This is a genomic window from Paenibacillus sp. p3-SID867 (assembly GCF_025142895.1).
Lineage (GTDB): Bacteria > Bacillota > Bacilli > Paenibacillales > Paenibacillaceae > Paenibacillus_AQ.
In genome coordinates this window covers 19,833-39,214 of the sequence record NZ_JAMBDM010000014.1, presented here as the reverse complement: position 1 = coordinate 39,214, position 19,382 = coordinate 19,833, and the positions used below count along the sequence as shown (strand labels likewise).

18 protein-coding genes are annotated in these 19,382 nt (G+C 50.4%); 17 read left to right on the top strand and 1 reads right to left on the bottom strand.

Annotation, left to right across the window (positions count from 1 at the left end):
• The first annotated feature begins 86 nt into the window (after positions 1-86).
• The 12 genes from M4D81_RS24920 to M4D81_RS24865 all read left to right on the top strand — a co-directional run bounded on the left by M4D81_RS24920 (position 87) and on the right by M4D81_RS24865 (position 12,920).
• Complete coding sequence (locus M4D81_RS24920; RefSeq protein ID WP_260068413.1) at positions 87-1,142, top strand: ABC transporter ATP-binding protein; 1,056 nt, start codon at positions 87-89, stop codon at positions 1,140-1,142.
• Positions 1,135-2,013 carry a carbohydrate ABC transporter permease gene (locus tag M4D81_RS24915; protein WP_260068412.1) on the top strand — a complete coding sequence of 293 codons (879 nt, stop codon included), beginning with the start codon at positions 1,135-1,137 and terminating at the stop codon, positions 2,011-2,013. The genes M4D81_RS24920 and M4D81_RS24915 overlap by 8 nt, the downstream gene beginning before the upstream one ends.
• A 30-nt stretch (positions 2,014-2,043) precedes the next feature.
• Entirely contained in the window at positions 2,044-2,877 is an 834-nt protein-coding gene (locus tag M4D81_RS24910; protein WP_260068411.1) for a carbohydrate ABC transporter permease, read from the top strand.
• Positions 2,878-2,938: 61 nt separating this feature from the next.
• Positions 2,939-4,255: an ABC transporter substrate-binding protein gene (locus tag M4D81_RS24905; protein WP_260068410.1), complete on the top strand. Its 1,317-nt coding sequence runs from the start codon at positions 2,939-2,941 to the stop codon at positions 4,253-4,255.
• Positions 4,256-4,281: 26 nt separating this feature from the next.
• Complete coding sequence (locus M4D81_RS24900; protein ID WP_071221926.1) at positions 4,282-5,049, top strand: glycerophosphodiester phosphodiesterase family protein; 768 nt, start codon at positions 4,282-4,284, stop codon at positions 5,047-5,049.
• Positions 5,046-6,266 (top strand): sn-glycerol-1-phosphate dehydrogenase, encoded by a 1,221-nt coding sequence (locus tag M4D81_RS24895; RefSeq protein WP_260068409.1) that lies wholly within the window; start codon positions 5,046-5,048, stop codon positions 6,264-6,266. The genes M4D81_RS24900 and M4D81_RS24895 overlap by 4 nt, the downstream gene beginning before the upstream one ends.
• 455 nt (positions 6,267-6,721) lie before the next feature.
• Positions 6,722-8,689 carry a methyl-accepting chemotaxis protein gene (locus tag M4D81_RS24890; protein WP_071221924.1) on the top strand — a complete coding sequence of 656 codons (1,968 nt, stop codon included), beginning with the start codon at positions 6,722-6,724 and terminating at the stop codon, positions 8,687-8,689.
• 45 nt (positions 8,690-8,734) lie between these two features.
• Entirely contained in the window at positions 8,735-8,926 is a 192-nt protein-coding gene (locus M4D81_RS24885) for a hypothetical protein (RefSeq protein ID WP_260068408.1), read from the top strand.
• A complete protein-coding gene (locus M4D81_RS24880; protein ID WP_071221923.1) occupies positions 8,896-9,756 on the top strand; it encodes a transporter substrate-binding domain-containing protein in 861 nt (286 codons plus the stop codon). Before M4D81_RS24885 ends, M4D81_RS24880 begins: the two co-directional genes overlap by 31 nt.
• 205 nt (positions 9,757-9,961) lie before the next feature.
• The gene (locus M4D81_RS24875; RefSeq protein WP_260068407.1) at positions 9,962-11,182 is read left to right on the top strand and encodes an ABC transporter substrate-binding protein; all 1,221 of its coding nucleotides are present in this window, start codon (positions 9,962-9,964) and stop codon (positions 11,180-11,182) included.
• A gap of 53 nt (positions 11,183-11,235) precedes the next feature.
• Entirely contained in the window at positions 11,236-12,102 is an 867-nt protein-coding gene (locus M4D81_RS24870; RefSeq protein ID WP_071221921.1) for a carbohydrate ABC transporter permease, read from the top strand.
• The gene (locus tag M4D81_RS24865; protein ID WP_260068406.1) at positions 12,102-12,920 is read left to right on the top strand and encodes a carbohydrate ABC transporter permease; all 819 of its coding nucleotides are present in this window, start codon (positions 12,102-12,104) and stop codon (positions 12,918-12,920) included. The genes M4D81_RS24870 and M4D81_RS24865 overlap by 1 nt, the downstream gene beginning before the upstream one ends.
• 230 nt (positions 12,921-13,150) lie before the next feature.
• Here the strand turns inward: M4D81_RS24865 and M4D81_RS24860 are convergent, their stop codons facing one another.
• Positions 13,151-14,614, bottom strand: a complete 1,464-nt coding sequence (locus tag M4D81_RS24860; protein ID WP_260068405.1) for a carboxylesterase/lipase family protein — start codon at positions 14,612-14,614, stop codon at positions 13,151-13,153.
• A 282-nt stretch (positions 14,615-14,896) separates the two neighbouring features.
• Between M4D81_RS24860 and M4D81_RS24855 the strand changes: the two genes are divergently transcribed.
• From M4D81_RS24855 to M4D81_RS24835, 5 genes are all read left to right on the top strand, one after another.
• Complete coding sequence (locus M4D81_RS24855) at positions 14,897-15,895, top strand: Gfo/Idh/MocA family protein (protein ID WP_260068404.1); 999 nt, start codon at positions 14,897-14,899, stop codon at positions 15,893-15,895.
• Positions 15,892-16,887: a Gfo/Idh/MocA family protein gene (locus M4D81_RS24850; RefSeq protein WP_260068403.1), complete on the top strand. Its 996-nt coding sequence runs from the start codon at positions 15,892-15,894 to the stop codon at positions 16,885-16,887. The genes M4D81_RS24855 and M4D81_RS24850 overlap by 4 nt, the downstream gene beginning before the upstream one ends.
• Positions 16,888-17,109: 222 nt before the next feature.
• A complete protein-coding gene (locus M4D81_RS24845) occupies positions 17,110-17,859 on the top strand; it encodes a helix-turn-helix domain-containing protein (protein WP_260068402.1) in 750 nt (249 codons plus the stop codon).
• Positions 17,860-18,000: 141 nt separating this feature from the next.
• Entirely contained in the window at positions 18,001-18,306 is a 306-nt protein-coding gene (locus tag M4D81_RS24840; RefSeq protein WP_260068401.1) for a hypothetical protein, read from the top strand.
• Between the two features lie 135 nt (positions 18,307-18,441).
• Positions 18,442-19,254 (top strand): MurR/RpiR family transcriptional regulator, encoded by an 813-nt coding sequence (locus tag M4D81_RS24835; RefSeq protein WP_071221914.1) that lies wholly within the window; start codon positions 18,442-18,444, stop codon positions 19,252-19,254.
• Positions 19,255-19,382 lie beyond the last annotated feature (128 nt).

Below are 19,382 nucleotides of genomic sequence, written 5' to 3'. Positions count from 1 at the left end.
GCATGTAAGGGATTTCATTTCTATGGATTCATTTATTATTCGCTTGTCATGACAGCATCATTACACTTTCGTGAGGGGGATCGCTCTTGGCATCCATTGAATTTGTGAAAGTAAGCAAGTCGTTTGATCGTCAAACCGTGATACAGGACCTGGACCTTACCATCGAGGACGGAAAATTCACCGTGCTGGTCGGTCCGTCAGGCTGCGGGAAAACAACGCTCCTAAGGATGATCGCGGGCATTGACCCTCAAACCTCCGGTTCCGTACTAATCGATGGCAAGGATGTTACGCGCATTGCGCCGGGTAAACGCGGCGTGGCCATGGTATTCCAGAATTACGCGATCTACCCGACCATGTCGGTCCGCGAGAATATCGAGTTTGGTCTCGTGAACAACAAGGTTCCCAAAGCCGAGCGTACACGTTTGGTGGAGACCATAGGGGCAACCGTTGGACTGAACGATTACTTGGATCGCAAGCCATCCACCTTGTCCGGCGGACAACGGCAGCGGGTGGCTTTGGCTCGGGCGATGGTTAAGAATCCGTCCGTTTTCCTGATGGATGAGCCGTTGTCCAATCTGGATGCCAAGCTCAGGGTTCAGATGCGGATCGAGCTGATTGAGCTGCACAAGAAGCTGGGAACGACCTTTGTTTATGTGACCCATGACCAAATCGAGGCCATGTCGATGGCAGACACCATCGTGCTTATGAACAAAGGCGTCATTCAGCAGGAAGCGCCGCCTGAAGTGGTGTACCGGGAGCCCAGCAATCTGTTTGCGGCCCAGTTTATCGGGGTTCCCCCCATGAATATTGCGCCGCTTGGGGACGATCGCACGACATTCGGATTCCGTCCGGAGAGCGTCGTGATCGGCACAGAACCGGAGTCGTTTCATTATACGACCAAGGGGGAGGTCATCACGCGCGAAATGCTGGGATCCGAGACGATTTATCAGGTGAGGACAACGGAGGGCCAGGCATTCATGGTGAAGTGTCAGGATGACCAGTTCCATGTCGATCAGGAGGTACATCTCGGCGTACCGGCGGATAAATTGTTTTTCTTCGGAGCGGATGAGAACCGGATCAAAGCGCAGGACGTCCGCTATAGGGAGTTCATGGAGCGGCTGAGAGGGCTGGCTCATGGATAAGAAGCGGATCTGGGAAGGGATCAGGCCCTATGTGCTGATCGCGCCGGCCATGGCCGGTATCATACTGTTTGTGATGTATCCGGTAGGTTACCTGATTTACTTAAGCCTGTTCAAATACAACCTGATGAACAAGGACAAGAGCAAGTTTGTCGGACTGGACAATTTCACCCAGATTCTGAGTCGCGGGGATTTCTACAAAGCGCTCTGGAACACGTCCATCTATACAGTCGGCGTCGTTATTCTAACCATGCTGCTATCCTTGCTGATTGCGGTATGGCTTAACAAGAAGGGGCGTTTCAATTCGGTCGTTCAGGCCGGAATTTTTACGCCGCACGTCGTTTCGATTGTGTCGATCTCGCTGGTCTGGCTGTGGCTGATGGAGCCGAATCAAGGACTTCTCAACTATCTCTTCAAGCTGGTGGGACTCCCGCCGTCCGCATGGCTGCAAAGCTCCAAGACCGCATTGATATCCGTCATTATCGTATCGGTCTGGCAGGCTATCGGCTATTACACCCTGATTATCGTGGCAGCCCTGCAGAGCATATCGCCAAGCATTTATGAAGCGGCGGCGCTGGATAACGCCAGCAGGTTCAAGGTGTTTTATAAAATCACATTGCCGATGATTTCGCCGCAACTGTTTTTTATCCTGATCATCATGACGATCGGTTCCTTCAAAGTATTCGATACCGTTCAGGTGATGACAGGCGGAGGACCGAATAATGCAACGACGACGCTTGTGTATTACATATACGGCTTCCGAACGACCAATATCGGTTATTCGGCCGCGACAGGCGTTGTGCTTATGGCCATTATCGGTTTGCTCACGTTCATCTATTTCCGGCTGCTGTCCAAGAAGGTCCATTATCAATAAGGCTTTGGCCATGCAGAAAGGAGGCACAGTTTGAAGACCTTTGACTTAAAAATCGTATGGACAATGCTAGGTTATTTGCTGAAAGCCGCGGTGCTCATGATATTTATCTTCCCGTTTCTGTGGATGATCTCCACCTCGCTCCAGACATTCCGGGAAACGATGACGTTTCCGCCAACGTGGATTCCAGCCTCACCGCAGTGGGGCAACTTCGCGGAGGCGATGCAGGCAGGTCCTTTTCTGACCTATTTCAGGAACTCGGTTGTTGTCACGGGATCCATTATCGTTCTGCAGTTCCTGATCATGATCCCGGCCGCGTATGCATTTGCCAAGTATAAGTTTCCGGGAAAAACGCTGCTGTTCGGCATGATCCTGCTGGCCTTCATGATCCCGGGCCAGGTGACGTTCATTCCGGTCTATCTGATGATGGCCGATTGGGGATTGGTCAAAACCCTGCTGCCGCAGATTATCCCGTTCATCTCGAATGCCTTCGGCATTTTCCTGCTGCGGCAATATTTCATGCAGATTCCGGAGGAAATCATTGAAGCGGCCCGCCTTGATAATGCGAGTGAATTCAAAATCATTCGAAAAATCATGATTCCCATGTCGAAGCCGGCACTGGCTACCATTGCGCTGTTCAGCTTTGTCAGCCACTGGAATGACTATTTCTGGCCGCTCGTCATGACCGATTCTGCTGCTGTCCGGCCGCTGACCCTGGGGATCGCCATGCTAAGGGAGACTGAGGGCATCAGCAACTGGCATATCATTATGGCCGGGAATGTGATTCTGGTGGTGCCGATCCTGCTTGTGTATATATTCTGCTCGAAACACATCGTGAAGGCTTTTGTTTATTCAGGCATTAAATAATTACAGGAAATGACAGGGTTCAGCAATTCATAATCGAATAATTAATGGAGGAATGAGTCATATGAAATCCAAATGGTATACACTGCTATCCGTCATCATGCTGTTCAGTTTGCTTGCCGCATGCGGTGGCGGGGGAACTTCCAGCGATCCAGGCGTAGCCCCAGGCAGCGGGGGAACCGAAGCCTCGTCCGGAGACAAAGGGAAAACCACGGTACAGTTCTGGCACTCGCTGGGCGGTAAGAACGGGGAATACATGGACGCGCTCATCCAGCGTTTTAACGCATCCCATGAGGACATCGAAGTGATAGGCACCTTCCAGGGAAGTTATGACGAGACGGTAACCAAGCTGCAGCAAGCGATAGCATCCGATACCGGTCCGGACGTCAGTATGCTGGAGCGAGCCTACGTTCAGATGTTCGCCGATTCGGAAGTGCTTGAAGATCTGACGCCTTATCTAGAAGGCTCAGGCATCAGCGTCGATGATTTTACGCCGGGACTGATGGGACACTCCACCTTCAATGATCAATTGGTATCGCTGCCGCTGAACCGTTCCACCCCGATTCTGCATGTGAACAAAACCTTGCTGGATGAGCAGGGCCTTCAAATTCCGACCACATGGGAGGAGCTGAAGGAGGTCGCCAATGCGCTGGTGGTTAAGGAAGGCAGCGAGTATAAGCGCTACGGCGTTACGATGCCTTATGACACTTGGTATCCGATTGCCATGATTTCGCAGGCGGGCGGCACTTTCTTCAATGAAGATAATACGTCGATCGGCTTTTCGGATAACGGTGCAGGCGTCAAGATGTTCACTTACCTTAAAGACCTGCAAAGCACAGGCGCCTTGTATTATCCGCCGGCTCAGGATTCCGGCAACATTGTGAACAGCATGTTTGTGGAAGGCAAGGTCGGAATGATGTATCAATCGACGGGATCGATTGGCGGGCTGTCCAGCGCGGTGGATTTCGATTACGTGACGACATTCCTGCCTAAGGACGAAGTATATGCGAATCCGACCGGAGGCGCGAATGTGACGATGCTGTCCTCTTCCAAGAATAAGGAAGCGGCATGGGAGTTCATCCGGTGGATGGAGATGGAAGAGGAAGGCGGTCTTGAATTTATTTTGCAATCCGGTTATCTGCCTTTCACGAAGAAGATGGTGGAGTCAGAGAAGATCCAAGAGCTGTGGGCCAAAGAACCGAACCGCAAAGTCGCCTATGATCAGCTGGAATTCGCTACAGATACCAATAAGGATGTGGCATGGCCTGAGATTATGCATGAGTTCTTCTCGGCCATGGAAGCGATCATGTACGACAGCAAGGATATTCCGGCTACGCTGGATACCTTCAAGAAAGAGACGGAACGGATTTTGGCCCAATAACAACTGGTAAAGGAGTGGCAGGACATATGATCGAACGACTACGGGAACCATCCTGTACGATGGTGGCTGCACATCGCGGGTATAAATCAGCTTATCCGGAAAATACGCTACTGGCCTTTCGCAAGGCGCTGGAGTTAGGGGTCGACATGCTGGAGTTTGATCTCCGGCTGACGCGGGATAAGGAAGTAGTGGTTATCCATGATGCAACGGTTCAGCGCACGACGAGCGGCGCCGGCGAGGTGAGGGATTATACGCTTGCAGAGCTGAAATCCCTCGATGCGGGCGGCTGGTTCGCTAGGGAGTTTGAGGGATTGAAGATCCCGACGCTTGCGGAGCTATGCGAACTGCTCCGGGAATATCCTGATGTTCTGTGCAACGTGGAGATTAAGCCAAGCCCTGATGCTATAGAGGCCGCAGACCTGGCGATTGATGTGCTGAACCGATACGGGTACCTGCCGCGCTGTGTATTCACCTGCTTCGATGCAGAAGTTCTGACCCATATTCATGATACGCATGGTCTGAAGACCCAGGGTTTTCCTGGCGAGAAAATGTCCCGATTTGTCCTCGGCGAGGATGGAACCTACTCCAAGATGTGGGCAATCGGTGTGGAGATGTCGCTGCTTACGCCGGAGCTCGTTGCCCGGTTTCAGGAGCAGGGGCTGCTGGTCTGGAGCTATTGTCCGGACGATGAGGAGGGTGTCCGCTATTCGCTGGAATGCGGGGTTACCGGCATGACCTGCAATGACCCGCTGCCGGCGATGGCTGTGATCGGAAAGAAGGGCACGCCGATATGACCTCCATTTTATCGAAAGTCCGAAGTTTGGCTGCGGACTTACCTCCTAGGCAGCTTTCGAATCTGGATGAAGTGGAGCTGGTTCAGATCCAGTCCGGAGCTCTGCGCGAGGTCGCGGGTTACCTTGAGACGAAACGGTGGACCTCGGTGGTGATGGTCGTCGACGGGAATACCTATGACGTAGCGGGCCAGCCGCTTGCGAGCCTGCTCACGAAATCCTCGATTCAGGTCCAAGTCACCAGCCTTCACCCGGACCGGAAGGGAGATGTTATTGCGGATGAGATTTCCCTGATTCAGGTCATACTGGATATCCAGCAAAGCGGGGCGAAGGCGGTGCTGGCGGTAGGCGGGGGAACGATTCACGATATTAGCCGGTATGCTGCCTATACCGCGGGTATTCCGTTCATCTCCATACCCACGGCTGCTTCGGTGGATGGATTTAATTCCAAGGGAGCACCCATCATTATACGAGGGGAGAAAAAGACGATTCCGGCCATTGGACCGAGCGCGATTTTTGCGGACGTCGATATTCTCATGTCGGCTCCTCCACAGCTTACCGCAGCCGGGTTCGGGGATATGCTGGGCAAGTATACATCCCTGTTCGACTGGAAATTCGGAAGCCTGGTGGCCGATGAACCCTATTTGCAAATTTCGGCGGATATTACGCGATCTGCGCTTAACCAGTGCGTGAAAGGGATGGAACAGATTGCGGAGCGAACCGAGGAGGGGGTGCGCATCTTAATGGGTGCGCTCGTCGAATCCGGCTTAGCCATGCTGCTGTTCGGTCAATCCCATCCGGCTTCAGGCTCGGAGCATCATCTGTCCCACTATTGGGAGATGGAGTTTATCCGGCTGGGGGAGAAGCAGCTGCTGCACGGTGCCAAGGTAGGTGCCTCTTGCGTGGAAATCTCGAAGCTGTATCACCGTCTCGGGGAACAGGGGCTTGAGTTGAACAGAGGCGCCTCCCAGGGTGCGGATGACGCTGCACTTCGGATCACGTTGCACTGGAATGAAATCCGGTCCCATATAGCGCAAATCCCGGAACCGGCAGAGCTGGCTAATATGATGCGAACGGTCGGCGGACCGGCTGGGGTGTCGGAGCTTCCGATCAAGAGCGAATTGTTGAAGCGCAGCCTGGGTGAGGCTCACAAGGTTCGAAACAGCCGGTACACGCTGCTCCATGCTTACAATGAACAAGGATATCTGTTCGTACATTAAGAATCCACATGCAATGAAACAAGGCTGTTCCTTAAAAGCGGATTATTCTGCTTGATAGGGGACAGCCTTATTTGCTTTTATCAGCCGTGCTTCTATTCATCCGATTCATATAAACTCAGGGAATTCCTGCAATCTGTTGGCAGGGACTAAAGATGTATGAAAGTATTTATATATATTTAAATCTTTTGAACTAGATAGACTCATGGATTTTCGCTTTCTTACGTTAATGTCGAATTGTGTAAAATGTCTCATTAACCTCTCAAAAAACGAACATACCCTACCGATAACTAATAAAGTGGAGTCTTATTTCACCATTTTATACCATGATTTTTCGACGTAATTTGTTCATTTTTGTTTGTAGAGAGAAAGTCCTTACAGAAAAAAGAGAACTTGCAAAAATTTTGGACGAATGATCGGATAGGACCCAGGCACTATTTTTGGGGAGGGTTTACAGCATGCTAAAGAGTCTCAAGCAAAAAATGATTACAATGATTTGTTTGCTCTTGCTCGTCAGTCTTGGATCCGTCTTTGCCGTAACTTACAACCGGTCCTCCGTATTGCTTCAGGAGAGCCTAGACAAAGAAGCACAGCTTAGCGCGGAGAAGCTTGCGCTTCAGATCGACCAATTTCTTGACGTGGAAATTGCCAAGGTTGAAAGCGTGGGGAAATTCGTCACGGGGAATAAAGCGCAAGACTTGCAATTGATACAAGCGGCGCAGGAAGTGAACCCGGAATTTGAAACCTTTTTCTTCTCGTACGATTTGAGCGGGAAGAATGTCATTAACTTTCTGGGTGAAGTGACCGATGTATCCGATCGCGTTCACTACCAGGAGGCCGGGAAGGGCGAAGGTAAGCTGGTTGTATCGGAGCCGGTGCTTTCCAAGCGTACGGGCAACAACATCGTAACGATGATCATTCCGTTAATGAAGGATGGAAAACAGTACGGTTATATGGGCTCTACGCTTCCGATCAACGAGGTGCAGAAAAAAGTATCCTCCCAAACTTTCGGAGATACCGGATACGCATTTCTTCTAAGCAAAGCGGGAACGTTCATGTGGCATCCATCAGAGGATTTCGTCCTTCAAAAGAAGGTCGAAGACGTGGAGAGCACGGAATTATCCCAAGCTTTTGACAAGGTGCGTCAAGGAGAGATGGGGGAATTCGAATATGTTCTGGATAACGTCGAATACACGGCGGCTTTCGCTCCATCCAATTTGAATTGGGGCATATTCGTAACGGCACCGACCAAGGAGCTGAATGCTCCGATCACGGAGATGTCGGTTACGTTAGTCATAATTTCGGTTGCCGCGCTGGTCGTTTCCGCCGGTGCAGCGGTCTGGTTCACGGCACAGATCGTCCGGCCGATCCGCAGGCTCAACACGGCAGTTAAGGAAGTTGCGGCAGGCGATTTGACCAAGACCATTCAGGTTAGCGGCAAGGATGAAGTTGCCGTCCTTTCCGGCGATTTTAACCAGACGGTATCACATCTGAAGCATCTGGTCCTCGGTGTGAACGATTCTTCTCGACAAGTTATGTCGGTAACGGAGACCGTTTCGAGTGGGGTGGAGACGGCTATGGACAGCGTGGATCGTATCGGCGCCTCCATTCGTCAAATTGCCAGCGGCGCGAATGCTCACGCCTCAAGCTCCAACGAAATCGCCGTATCGATGAGTGACATGGCTAGCGGGATCGTCAAAATAGCCGAAACGTCCTCCATGGTATCCGAAGCTGCACAAGAGGCGGCAAGTCAAGCGGAGACCGGATCGGTTGTCGTTGAACAAGCCGTGAAGCAGATAGGCAACATCGGCGCGGGTACGACCAAGGTCGGCACGGCAATTGAGCGCTTGAATGAGCGTTCTTCCGAAATCGAGCAGATTCTGAGCTTCATCACGGAAGTGACCTCCCGGATTCGCTTGCTGTCCTTGAATGCTTCGATTGAAGCAGCCAGAGCAGGCGAGCATGGACGCGGCTTTGCAGTCGTGGCTGAGGAAGTCAAGAAACTGGCTGGGCAGTCCGAGGTATCGACCGATCAGATCGCGAAGCTGATTACGGAAATCCGCGAGGACACAATTAACGCCGTACAGGTGATGGACGTAAGCCGGAAGGATGTACAGGATGGAATTGCGCTGATTGAAGAGGTGCGCGAGAAATTCGATAACATTTTGAGTGCGACACGCAACGTGGCTGACCACATTCTGGAGGTATCGGCAGCTTCCGAGGAAATGTCGGCGGGATCGGAACAGGTCAGCGCTTCGGTGGAAGAGCTGAAATCCATCGCAGATCTGACTTCAAGCGACGCCCAAAATGTGTCTGCCGCTGTGGAAGATCAAATCTCAACCATCAAGGAAATTTCGAACTCCGTTAAACATCTGGAGACAGTCGCTCAGGAGCTTAGCAAAGAGCTTGCCAAATTCAGGCTTTAACATTCCGTTCTTATGGACCGCACGTATGGGTACTTGAGAGGGGGGATGCCTGGAAGAAAAGAGGCTCAAATCGTAACGTGCAAGGCAGTAAGTCACGGAAAGTACCAGCAAGAGGATGACCAGAGTGTTTCAGGCAGATCGATGCCGCTGCCAACCAAGGGGCATCAGGATGTACAACTAGATGAAAAACTGGAGGAAATGAAGACATGGCTAAGAATTGGAAAAAGGTATTACTAGCAGGGGTAGTCAGCTTATCATTGGTAGCAACGGGTTTTGCTGCAAACGAAGTACTCACATCACCGGAGGTATCCGCTAAATCGGCTTCGACCAATGCACCCGGACAACTAAAGAAACAATCGGCTTCCCAGCTCGACGAAATTATCGAAAGAGGCTACATCCGGGTTGGTATGACAGGGGATTACAAACCGTTTACATATTTGAATCCTGCTACAAAAGAGTATGAAGGTTATGACGTTGACGCTATGGAAGAGCTCGGTAAAGATCTAGGCGTGGAAGTTCGTTACGTCAACACCACATGGTCCAACATGATGAAGGACCTGCAGGCTGATAAATTCGACATTGCAGTGGGCGGCGTTACCCGCAACACGGCAAGACAAAAAACGGCTTATGTATCCCAAGGGTACATTTCCTTCGGTAAAGCCCCATTGATTCGTGCTGAAGACAAGGACAAATACCTGACGATTGAAGACATTAACAAACCTTCGGTTCGCATTGGCGTGAATCCGGGCGGAACGAACGAGGTGTTCGTACGCGAGCATCTGACGAAAGCTAATGTGACTGTCGTTCCAAATAATCTGGATATCCCGCATTTGGTAGCGGACGGTACGTATGATGTGATGATTACCGATACGATCGAAGCGATTACCTATGCAAAAGCAGATTCCAGACTGTATGCTGCATTGACGGATAAGCCGTTCACGAACAGTGAAAAGGGCTACATGATTCCTCGCGGCGACTTTGAATATGCAAGCTATCTGGAAATGTGGATTGACGAAATGAAGCTGCAAGGCAAGTTTGCGGACATTCATAAAAAATGGTTGGAGTAGGTTGAATCAGGCTATGAACAGATAGCCAATCCCTGCCAGCAGATCAGGTTGAAGAACCTGATCTGCTGGCTTTTTTGATTTGTCCAATATAGTGAAGAGGGCGCCGCCTCGGCGTCCGGGAGGTTTACCAACCAAGCAAAAAGGGTAGTAAATAAACATGGACTTTGACCAAAACTACATCTGGATATGAAACGGGGGGCAGACCATGAAGCTTGGTACAAGGATCGCGGCGTGTTTAGTGATGGTATTGATGCTGGCCGCGTGCGGTGCAAAAGAGGAATCGGGACGCGTGCAGATTGAATTTTTTCAGAATAAGCCCGAGGCTAAGGGCTCCTTTGACGCACTAATTGAGAAATTTAATCAATCCCAATCCGAGATCAAGGTTGTTCAGGTAAATCCGCCGGATGCGGAGACCGTACTCAAGACAAGAGTTGTCAAGAATGATATTCCTGACATTATCGGCATGGGTGCAACCGATACGTATTCATTGCTGGCGCAAAGCGGCATATTTATGGATTTGACGAATAACCCGCTGCTGAGTCAGGTGGATGAGACCTATGTTCAGATGCTGAAAGACGTAGCCGGGATGGACGAGGTTACGGGCATTCCTTATTCAACGAACGCTAATGGCGTAATGTACAATACGGAAATTTTCAAGGAATTGGGACTCAGCGTTCCCAAGACCTGGGACGAGCTGTTAGCTACGGCGCAGAAGGCCAAGGATGCGGGGATAATCCCGTTTTATTTCACGTATAAAGACGATTGGCAGACGGTGCTGCCGTTTAACGCATTGGCATCCAATCTGGAAGGCATTGAATTTTATATGGATCGGCGGGAAGGCACGGTAACGTTTGCTGAGAAGTATCGAGAGATTGCGGAGAAGCAGCTCGCGTTGATGGACTATGGTCATGGGGATAACTTTGGCAAGAACTACGCAGACGGCAACCGGGGGTTTGCGAGGGGCGAATCGGCCATGTATATCCAGGGAACCTGGGCAATTCCGGAAATCCGGAAGGCCAATCCGGATGCGTCGATCGGCTTCTTTCCGCTGCCAACCGGCGATCATCCGGAGGAGAATAAACTGATTTCAGGCGTGGATACTCTGCTGGCTATTTCCGAGGATTCGAAGCATAAAGAGGAGGCTCAACGTTTCATTCAGTTTCTGCTGGAGCCTGAGAATAGCAAGCAATACATTACGGAGCAAACGCTGTTCTCGACCGTTGAGGGCGTGACGCAGGATGATCCTGCCGTTGCAGAGCTGCTGCCTTATCTGGAGCGGGGCCAAGTCATCGACTTTGCCGATCACTATATTCCTGCCGCTGTGCAGCTGAACTCGGTGATCCAATCTTTTCTCCAGAATAGGGATATTGACGGGTATCTAAAGAAGCTGGACACCGAATGGGACAAGGTAGCGGACAGACGCTAACGGAGCGATCAACGCTGTGACACGATATCCATGAGCATTGAGGAGGACCCAACATGAACAAGCGTCTTATGCCTTATTATTTGATGACCGTGCCAGCGGTCGTGCTGTTCTTCGTATTTCTGACACTGCCGGCTTTGCAGGGGGTGTATTACTCCTTCACGAACTGGAATGGATTCGGCGATAACTTCGATTTCATCGGATTCAAGAATTACGTCAATCTGTTCAAGGACGGCAACGTGGGCAATGCGTATTGGTTCACATTCAAATTCGCGGTCGTGGTGACCATCCTGATCAACATCTTCAGTCTGCTGATTGCCATGGGGCTGAATGCCAGAATCAAAGCGAGGAATTTCTTCAGAGGCATCTACTTTCTTCCGAATATTCTGAGTGTGCTGATCGTTGGTTACATATTCAACTATCTGTTCTCGAATGTGTTCACCATCTGGGGCCAAAACCTGGGGATCGAATGGCTGTCCACCAATATTTTGGGCAGTGAACAGCATGCCTGGATCGGTATCGTGGTGGTAGCGGTATGGCAGGGCATAGCTTATAACACGATCCTGTATCTCGCGGGGCTCCAGACTATCCCCCAAACACTGTACGAGGCGTCCAACCTCGATGGGGCGAACCGCTGGCAGGAATTTTGGAAAATAACGTTTCCGCTGATCGCGCCATTCTTTACGATCAACATGGTGCTTGCGATGAAGAATTCCCTGATGGTCTTTGACCAGATCGTTGCCCTTACCAACGGGGGCCCAGGCCGGGCGACGCAGTCCATCTCCCATCTGATCTACACCGGAGGCTTCGAGGGAGGGGAGTTTGCCTATCAATCCGCGAACTCCGTGATCTACTTCATCCTGATTGCCACGATATCGATTGTGCAGATTCGGTTCCTGCAGAGAAGAGAGGGGGACATGTAATGCGGACGAAAACCAACTGGACGGCGATGATTCTCATCACATTGGGGACGATACTGATCCTGTTCCCGCTGTATATGACAATCACGATTGCGCTCAAAACGCCGGAGGACATGCTGGCTTCCGTGTTCGGCCTGCCAAAGGAGCTTCATTTGGAGAATTTTACGAATGCCATAAAAATGACGAATTTCTTCAACGCGCTGGGCAATAGTGCGATGGTAACGACGGCAACGGTGGTACTGACCCTGCTGACCAATTCGCTTGTCGCTTATGCCATTGCCCGCAATATGAACCGGAAGTTCTTCAAGGGCTTATACTTCTATTTCATCAGCGCTATGTTCATTCCGTTCCCGATTATTATGCTGCCGCTGGTGAAGCTGACAGCCGGTTTCAATATGACGAACCTGGTCGGGCTTACCATCCTGCATACCGTGTATGCTTTGGCATTTAACGTATTTGTGTATGTTGGTTATATTAAATCCATTCCGATAGCGCTGGAGGAAGCGGCTCGGGTGGACGGTACGTCGACTTGGGGAACCTTTTGGAGAATCATATTCCCGATTATGGCACCGATCAATGCGACGGTAGGCATTCTGATCTGCCTCTCGACTTACAATGACTTCCTGCTGCCGCTCATCATTATCAGCGATACGGATTCCTACACGCTGCCGCTTGTGCAGTATATTTTCCAGGGGCAATTCAATACAGATTTCAATCTGGCCTTTGCTTCATATCTGATGGCAATGCTGCCGATGATCATCATTTATCTGTTCGCGCAGAAGTGGATCATCAATGGCATTACGCAGGGAGCTGTGAAATAAGGAGCGGCTCGGTCCCATCCAAGTTTCCGTCGACGGACGGAGCCTGAATCGGATGCTGTAGGATAGAGGTACGCCAGAGGTTAGTCGTGTATGTGCATGTGCGGCCTGCTAAAATTAACAAAAAGCTGTATTCCGGCATGATATCCATGATGTCATGCCAGGAGATACAGCTTTTTTGCTGTTATAAGGATCCCCTCCGCAAAAGGGCCCTTGCTTATGGCTTGTTCATTTTATAATTGCAGCATGTTCCGTTTCTCCGCATCCGGGTCCTCGGTGATCCTGCTGTCGTTGTTGAATATCATCGTTGAACGCGATGCTGGATCATAAGCTGGCCACGGCATCGCCTCGGTATCCGGCGAGCCACTCCGCGCAAATGATATCCAAGCATCCTGCATCCGGTCGGACAGGGCTTGCGTGGCACCATCGACTTGAACACCGATGTTCTGAAACAGCGCCAGCGTGTTAAATACAAACGGTATTTCCAGGGCATGCATCGCTTTGCCGAGAACCGGATGATTCGGCAGCGTCCAATCGAACCGGTACATCCACACCGGCGCGTGCTTGCTCTGAGCGGAAGCGAATTGAAGGGCCGAACGCCAGAAATACAGGTCAGTCATAATCTGGGCATGTCCGTCGATGCTGTACGGGTATTCCTTGGTGATAGGCGCGGCATCCTGGATACCGGTCATCATTTCAATGGTGCGTACAAGATCGTCTTCCTTCACAAGCGGCATGTCCGGCCGGAAGAACAAGGCGCCTTCATCGAGATTTGTGCCGATCAGGATCGGCACGTCCTTGGCCCATCCCGATTGAACAGCCTGCAGCGGATCATGAGGCAAAGTGCCCGGTTCCAGCACCGGCTGGAAGATCATGCTGACGCCGGGGCCAAATCGTTTCTTCAATCGTTCCCCGGCTTCGAATATTAACTCACCTGTGAGCGTTTCAAGCTCATGGACCTTGTCAGGCGAGATGTCCAGCTCTTTAAGCAAACCAGCCGTTACCATCTTTGCCTGTTCCGGAGCCATGACTTGGGCAGCGCCGCTTTGCATGATGGCCCGGTGAAACAACCCTTTGGCTGCCGGCATTGCAAGTAAGGCCGCGATGCTCATGCTGCCGGCCGATTCTCCGAATACGGTAACCCGTTCGGGGTCGCCGCCGAAGCCCGCAATATGATCCCGCACCCATTGTAGGGCCGCTATTTGGTCCAATAAACCAGTATTGGAGGAATAGGCTTCGCCGTATGGGGAGAGATGGAGAAAGCCGAGCGGACCCAGCCGGTAATTGATTGTTACCACAATCACGTCGCCCCGGAGTACGAAAGGCGTGCCGTTATAGCTTGGCAAGCTGCCGGCGCCTGTGACGAAAGTACCCCCGTGAATCCATACCATGACCGGCAGCGGCTCCGCTGGCGTGTTCAGGGGTGACCACACATTGAGATAGAGGCAATCCTCGGACACTGTTTTGGTCACTCCTCCGCCTAGCATGCTTGAGGTGGATTCAAGCGGTTGAAGGCACATGGGGCTGAAGGCAGTGGCATCCTTTATCCCGTCCCATGGATCGGGGGGCACAGGAGCACGGAATCGAAGCGGGCCAACCGGGGGCTTCGCATAAGGAATTCCCTTCCATACGCGTGCTCCGTTTTCCGAACTGCCTTGAATACGCCCGGCTTTCGTTTGAACGACAAGTTCTGACATGTTCACTCTACACCCTTTCTCTCTGTGGATCTTTCCTGTCGACCCTATTCGAATGTTATTCATAAATGGCTGAACCGTCATATAGAAGATTTTTACTACTCTCTATATACACTTTACCAAGTTAGCGGCATAAGTTCAAAAAAGCACGAATCATGCGAAATAGAGGCAGGAATGTCATGTCACATGAAGAATGTAACAGGGGGGGGCGTATTCGTGGACAACGAAACGAATACGGTATCACCTTTTGGTTCAAGTCATTATAGGTATACTGGAGGGAGAAGCATGAACATAGCGATTTTGGGCTGCGGAACGATGGGGACAGCCTATGCGCACAATTTGGCGAAAATGCCGGGAGTAACGGTGACAGGCGTGGTTGATATTAACGCCGGGCGGGCTGAGCGGGCAGCAGCTTTGACTGGGGCGAAGGCATACACGGATGTAGAGTCGCTGTTTGAACAAAAAGATTTGGAAACGGTTGCGGTGTGTCTGCCCACCTATCTCCATAAACCGTTTGTGCTGAAGTTAGCTGAAAGAGGACTGCACGTCATCTGCGAAAAACCGGCTGCATTGACCCTGGAGGATGCACTGGAAATGAGGGCAGCCTGCGAAAAGCATGGAGTCCGCTTGTTTATCGGACATGTCGTTCGATTCTTCCCGAACTATCATGATGCCTATCGGCAGGCCAACTCCGGGAGCATCGGAACACCAAAGATGGCTCACTTTAAGCGGTACGGTTCGTATCCGCAGGGCATGGATGGATGGTATAACGATCCGGGCAAGAGCGGCGGTGTTATCATGGACCTCTTGATTCACGATATCGATTTTGCCTGCTGGCTGTTCGGGGAAGTAGAGTCGGTATATGCTTCCACCGTTAAGCGGGATGAGCCTGAGATGGAGTATGCTCAGCTTACGCTTCATTTTAAAAATAAAGCAATCGCGAGTCTAACCGGCTATTGGGGGTATCCTGGACCGTTTACGACGCAGTTCGAAATTTCGGGAAACCAAGGAATCATAAGATTTGATAGCAATCAGGTGCAGTCTCTGGATATTAAATTGGTGAATGCGGAGGCAGGAGAGGGAGCAGCCGTACAGGTTCCTTCAAGCCCAAGCTTGTATGACCCATATTATTACGAGGTGCAGCATTTTATCGAGTGCATCCGGAACGGCAGCGAGCCGCTCGTCAGTATCAAGGATGCTTGTTATGCCGTTGAAATCGCTCAGGCAGCGGAGCAATCGGCTCAGACTGGACAGCCCGCGATGATCGGAGGGACGATTTCATGAAAAAAGTTAAAGTAGGCTTTATTAGCTTTGCCCATATGCATGCGGCGAGTTATCTCTTAGGCATGCTGAAGCGGGAGGATGTCGAGGTGGTCGGAGTCGCGGATGAGAACGCGGAGCGCGTGCGTCCTTACTCGGTGGACCGGGGAATCCCGTATTATGCAGACTATAATGAATTGCTGGCACAGGAACTGGATGCGGTTGTCATCTGTTCGGAAAATGCACGACATGCGGAATTTACCAAGCTTGCCGCTGCGGCGGGTAAGCATGTGCTGTGCGAGAAGCCGTTAGGCTTGTCCGAGTCCGAGATGCTGGAGATGATTCAAGTGTGCAAGGATCATGGCGTTCAGCTCATGACGGCTTTTCCTTGCCGTTATATCACCTCCGTGCGTCAGGCGAAGGAAGCGATTGACGCGGGACAAATCGGTGAGATTTTGGCCATGAAGGGAACCAACCGGGGAAGCATGCCTGGCGGCTGGTTTATCGAACGGGAGAAATCGGGCGGCGGAGCCGTATTGGACCATACCGTCCATGTAATGGACCTGATGCACTGGTTTACCGGCAGCAAGGCAGAGGAAGTGTACGCCCATGCGGAAACACTCTTCAATGACACGGAGATTGACGATGCCGGCATGGTCCACGTCAAATTCGCGAATGGCGTTGTTGCTGTACTGGACCCAAGCTGGTCCCGTAATCGCACCTTCCCGACCTGGGGAGATGTAACGCTTGAGATCATCGGCACCAAGGGTGTGCTGAACATTGATTCTTTTGCCCAGAAGAACGATGTCTACAGCGATGTAACTGGTAAAGCTGCGTGGAGCTTCTGGGGCGATGATATGGATGCAGGTCTTGTCAACAGCTTTATCGACAGCATTCGCGACGGCAAGCCGGTCGAAATAACAGGGGAAGACGGGTACTATTCTGCCCGTGTAGCCATTGCAGCGTATGAATCCGCAAGCACCAAGCGTACCGTTCAGCTGAAACCGCTGGGGTAAATGCGATTTTCCCGGCTATAGCCGTACAGCAGGATGCACGCTCGGTTATGTGTCGCCGTCGACGACACGCAGGAAGCCTTTCCCGGGATCCATAATGAGAATCATGTCATAGCAAAAGCCTCCTCGATCTTAGTAATCGAAGGGGCTTTTTGATGTTGGCAAAAAAGATCAAAAACGTCCTTCTTCCATTTGGTATTCTTAATAACAAAGGAGGGCCTGACCTTGAGTACCCAGCGTATCATTCAAAATAGCATAGCATACATGGAGCAGCATCTGGAGGAGCAGCTGACCCTCGCGGAGATTGCATCCCATGCCGGTTTTTCGCCATATCACTTCCACCGCTTGTTTCGGAAGGAGGTCGGTATGAACATCGCGGATTACCTTAGAAAACGAAGACTCTGTTATGCAGCACAGCTTCTGCTGCATTCCGAGGCTCCGATTATCGACATTTCCCTGCACTGCCACTTCGAGAGTCAGGAGTCGTTTACGAGAGCATTCAAAAAATTATACGGCATGCCGCCGGGGCGTTACCGGAAAATCTTTGCGGTTCACGCTCATCACTCAAACCACTATAAAGGAGAGGATCACATGCAGCAGCAATCTCAACCCGAATTAAAAGGCTGGTTTCTGAGCGGAAGCCACCCGCATGATTATGAAATCGGCGTCGACCGTTCCACCGTCCACCAAGGAAGCACTTCCGGTTACCTAAAAGCCCTTACCCCCATGGAGGCTGGCGCATTTGCGACCATGATGCAGCAGTTCAAAGCCGATAAGTATGCGGGCAAGCGGATGCGGTTCTCCGGATTTGTCAAAACCGAGAACGTCAAAGAATACTGCGGGCTGTGGATGCGCGTTGATAACCGCGCGGAAGACGTGCTTCAGTTCATTAGCCTGAAGTCCCTCCTTATCGGAGGGCTTCTTCTTTTTTCTTCATGGATGAATGGTTGCGTTGCATCATATTTACTCCTATGATGGTCTTGAGTAATTACTCTATTATTATGACAATCATAGATAGCTTCAGCGCATTAGAAATAACTCTTATCATCCGTATCTTTTCTTGTCCACGATATTTTGAAGAAAACGAGCATCTATTTGCCAAAAGGAAGGTGTACCATGCAGGTAATAACGCTATGCGGATCGACCAAGTTTAAAGCACAGTTTCGGGAAGTCGAAGCTGCGCTTACGTTAAGCGGACACATAGTTCTTAGTGTCGGTTTTTTTGAGCAGAGCGACGGGATCGAGATCACGGAGGAGCAGGAGCGCAAGCTTAAAGAGCTGCACTTCCGCAAAATCGATATGTCGGACGAAATCTTTGTAATCGATGCGAATGGCTATATTGGAGACAGCACTCGGGCCGAGATCGAATACGCCAGCAGTCATGGTAAGAAGGTACGGTATTATTCAAAGGAGCAACTGTAGTAGTCGATATCATTCTCTGCATACCGTTTTTACGAACTAGGATTCAGGATGGGCACTAGCATTCACGCCCATAGCCATAATATTGAATCCATATGCTTTTTTTGTTATAATTCCCAAATGGCGGTGGTGGATTCAATGGATATTTATATGGTTATTCAGCAGTTATATCCGACTTTCTCGAAGAAAGAACAGTTGGTAGCGAATTATATTCTTCAAGAAGGTCAATCAATTAATAACATGAATATATCTGTGCTGGCGAACCATGTCGGTGTCTCGAATGGGACAATCACGCATTTTTGCAAGAAGATTGGTTGCAATAATTTTGCCGAATTGAAGGTTCAGTTGGGCAGGCTTCGTACTGCGACGGCTCCTTCGGCGGAGGACAATATTCTCATTCAAGTATCTAAATTCTATCAGACGGTCATTGAGCGTTCGAATCAATTACTGGACATTACATATTTGCATCGACTTGCTGAAGCGATTAAGAGCGCAGCGCGAATTTACATATACGGAATCGGGAGCTCGGGACTTTCAGCGAAGGAAATGATGCTTCGCTTGCTGCGTATGGGCTTCAATGTGCAGAGTATTACGGATTCTCATTTAATGCTGATCAATAGTTCGATAGTGAATGAGAATGATTTCGTTATCGCGATTTCCAGTTCAGGGGAAACGTCCGTCATTGTCGACGCAACCAGAATTGCAAAGAATAATGGGTGTAAAGTCATCTGTCTGACCAGCTTCTCCGAAAGTACGCTGGCGCAACAAGTGGACTCTTTTATTTTGGTCTCCAATACATTGTTTGTTGATAAAGAAAGGTTTGTAAACAGTCAATTTTCCGTCATGTATGCGATAGATATTTTATGCATGATCTTACTTGCGGATCCGGATTTAAATAGTCGGATGCAAATTACAGTTAATACGATTCTTGAACATAATCGAATGGATTAAAAATAAAGCTTTCACCGTACCTGTGAACCTCAAAAGTTGACGTATTTTTCGTCTACTGGAGGGGCACAGGTTTTTTTATTGTCATTGTTCATACTAAGTGTCATAGAATAATTACCAATTAATAAAAT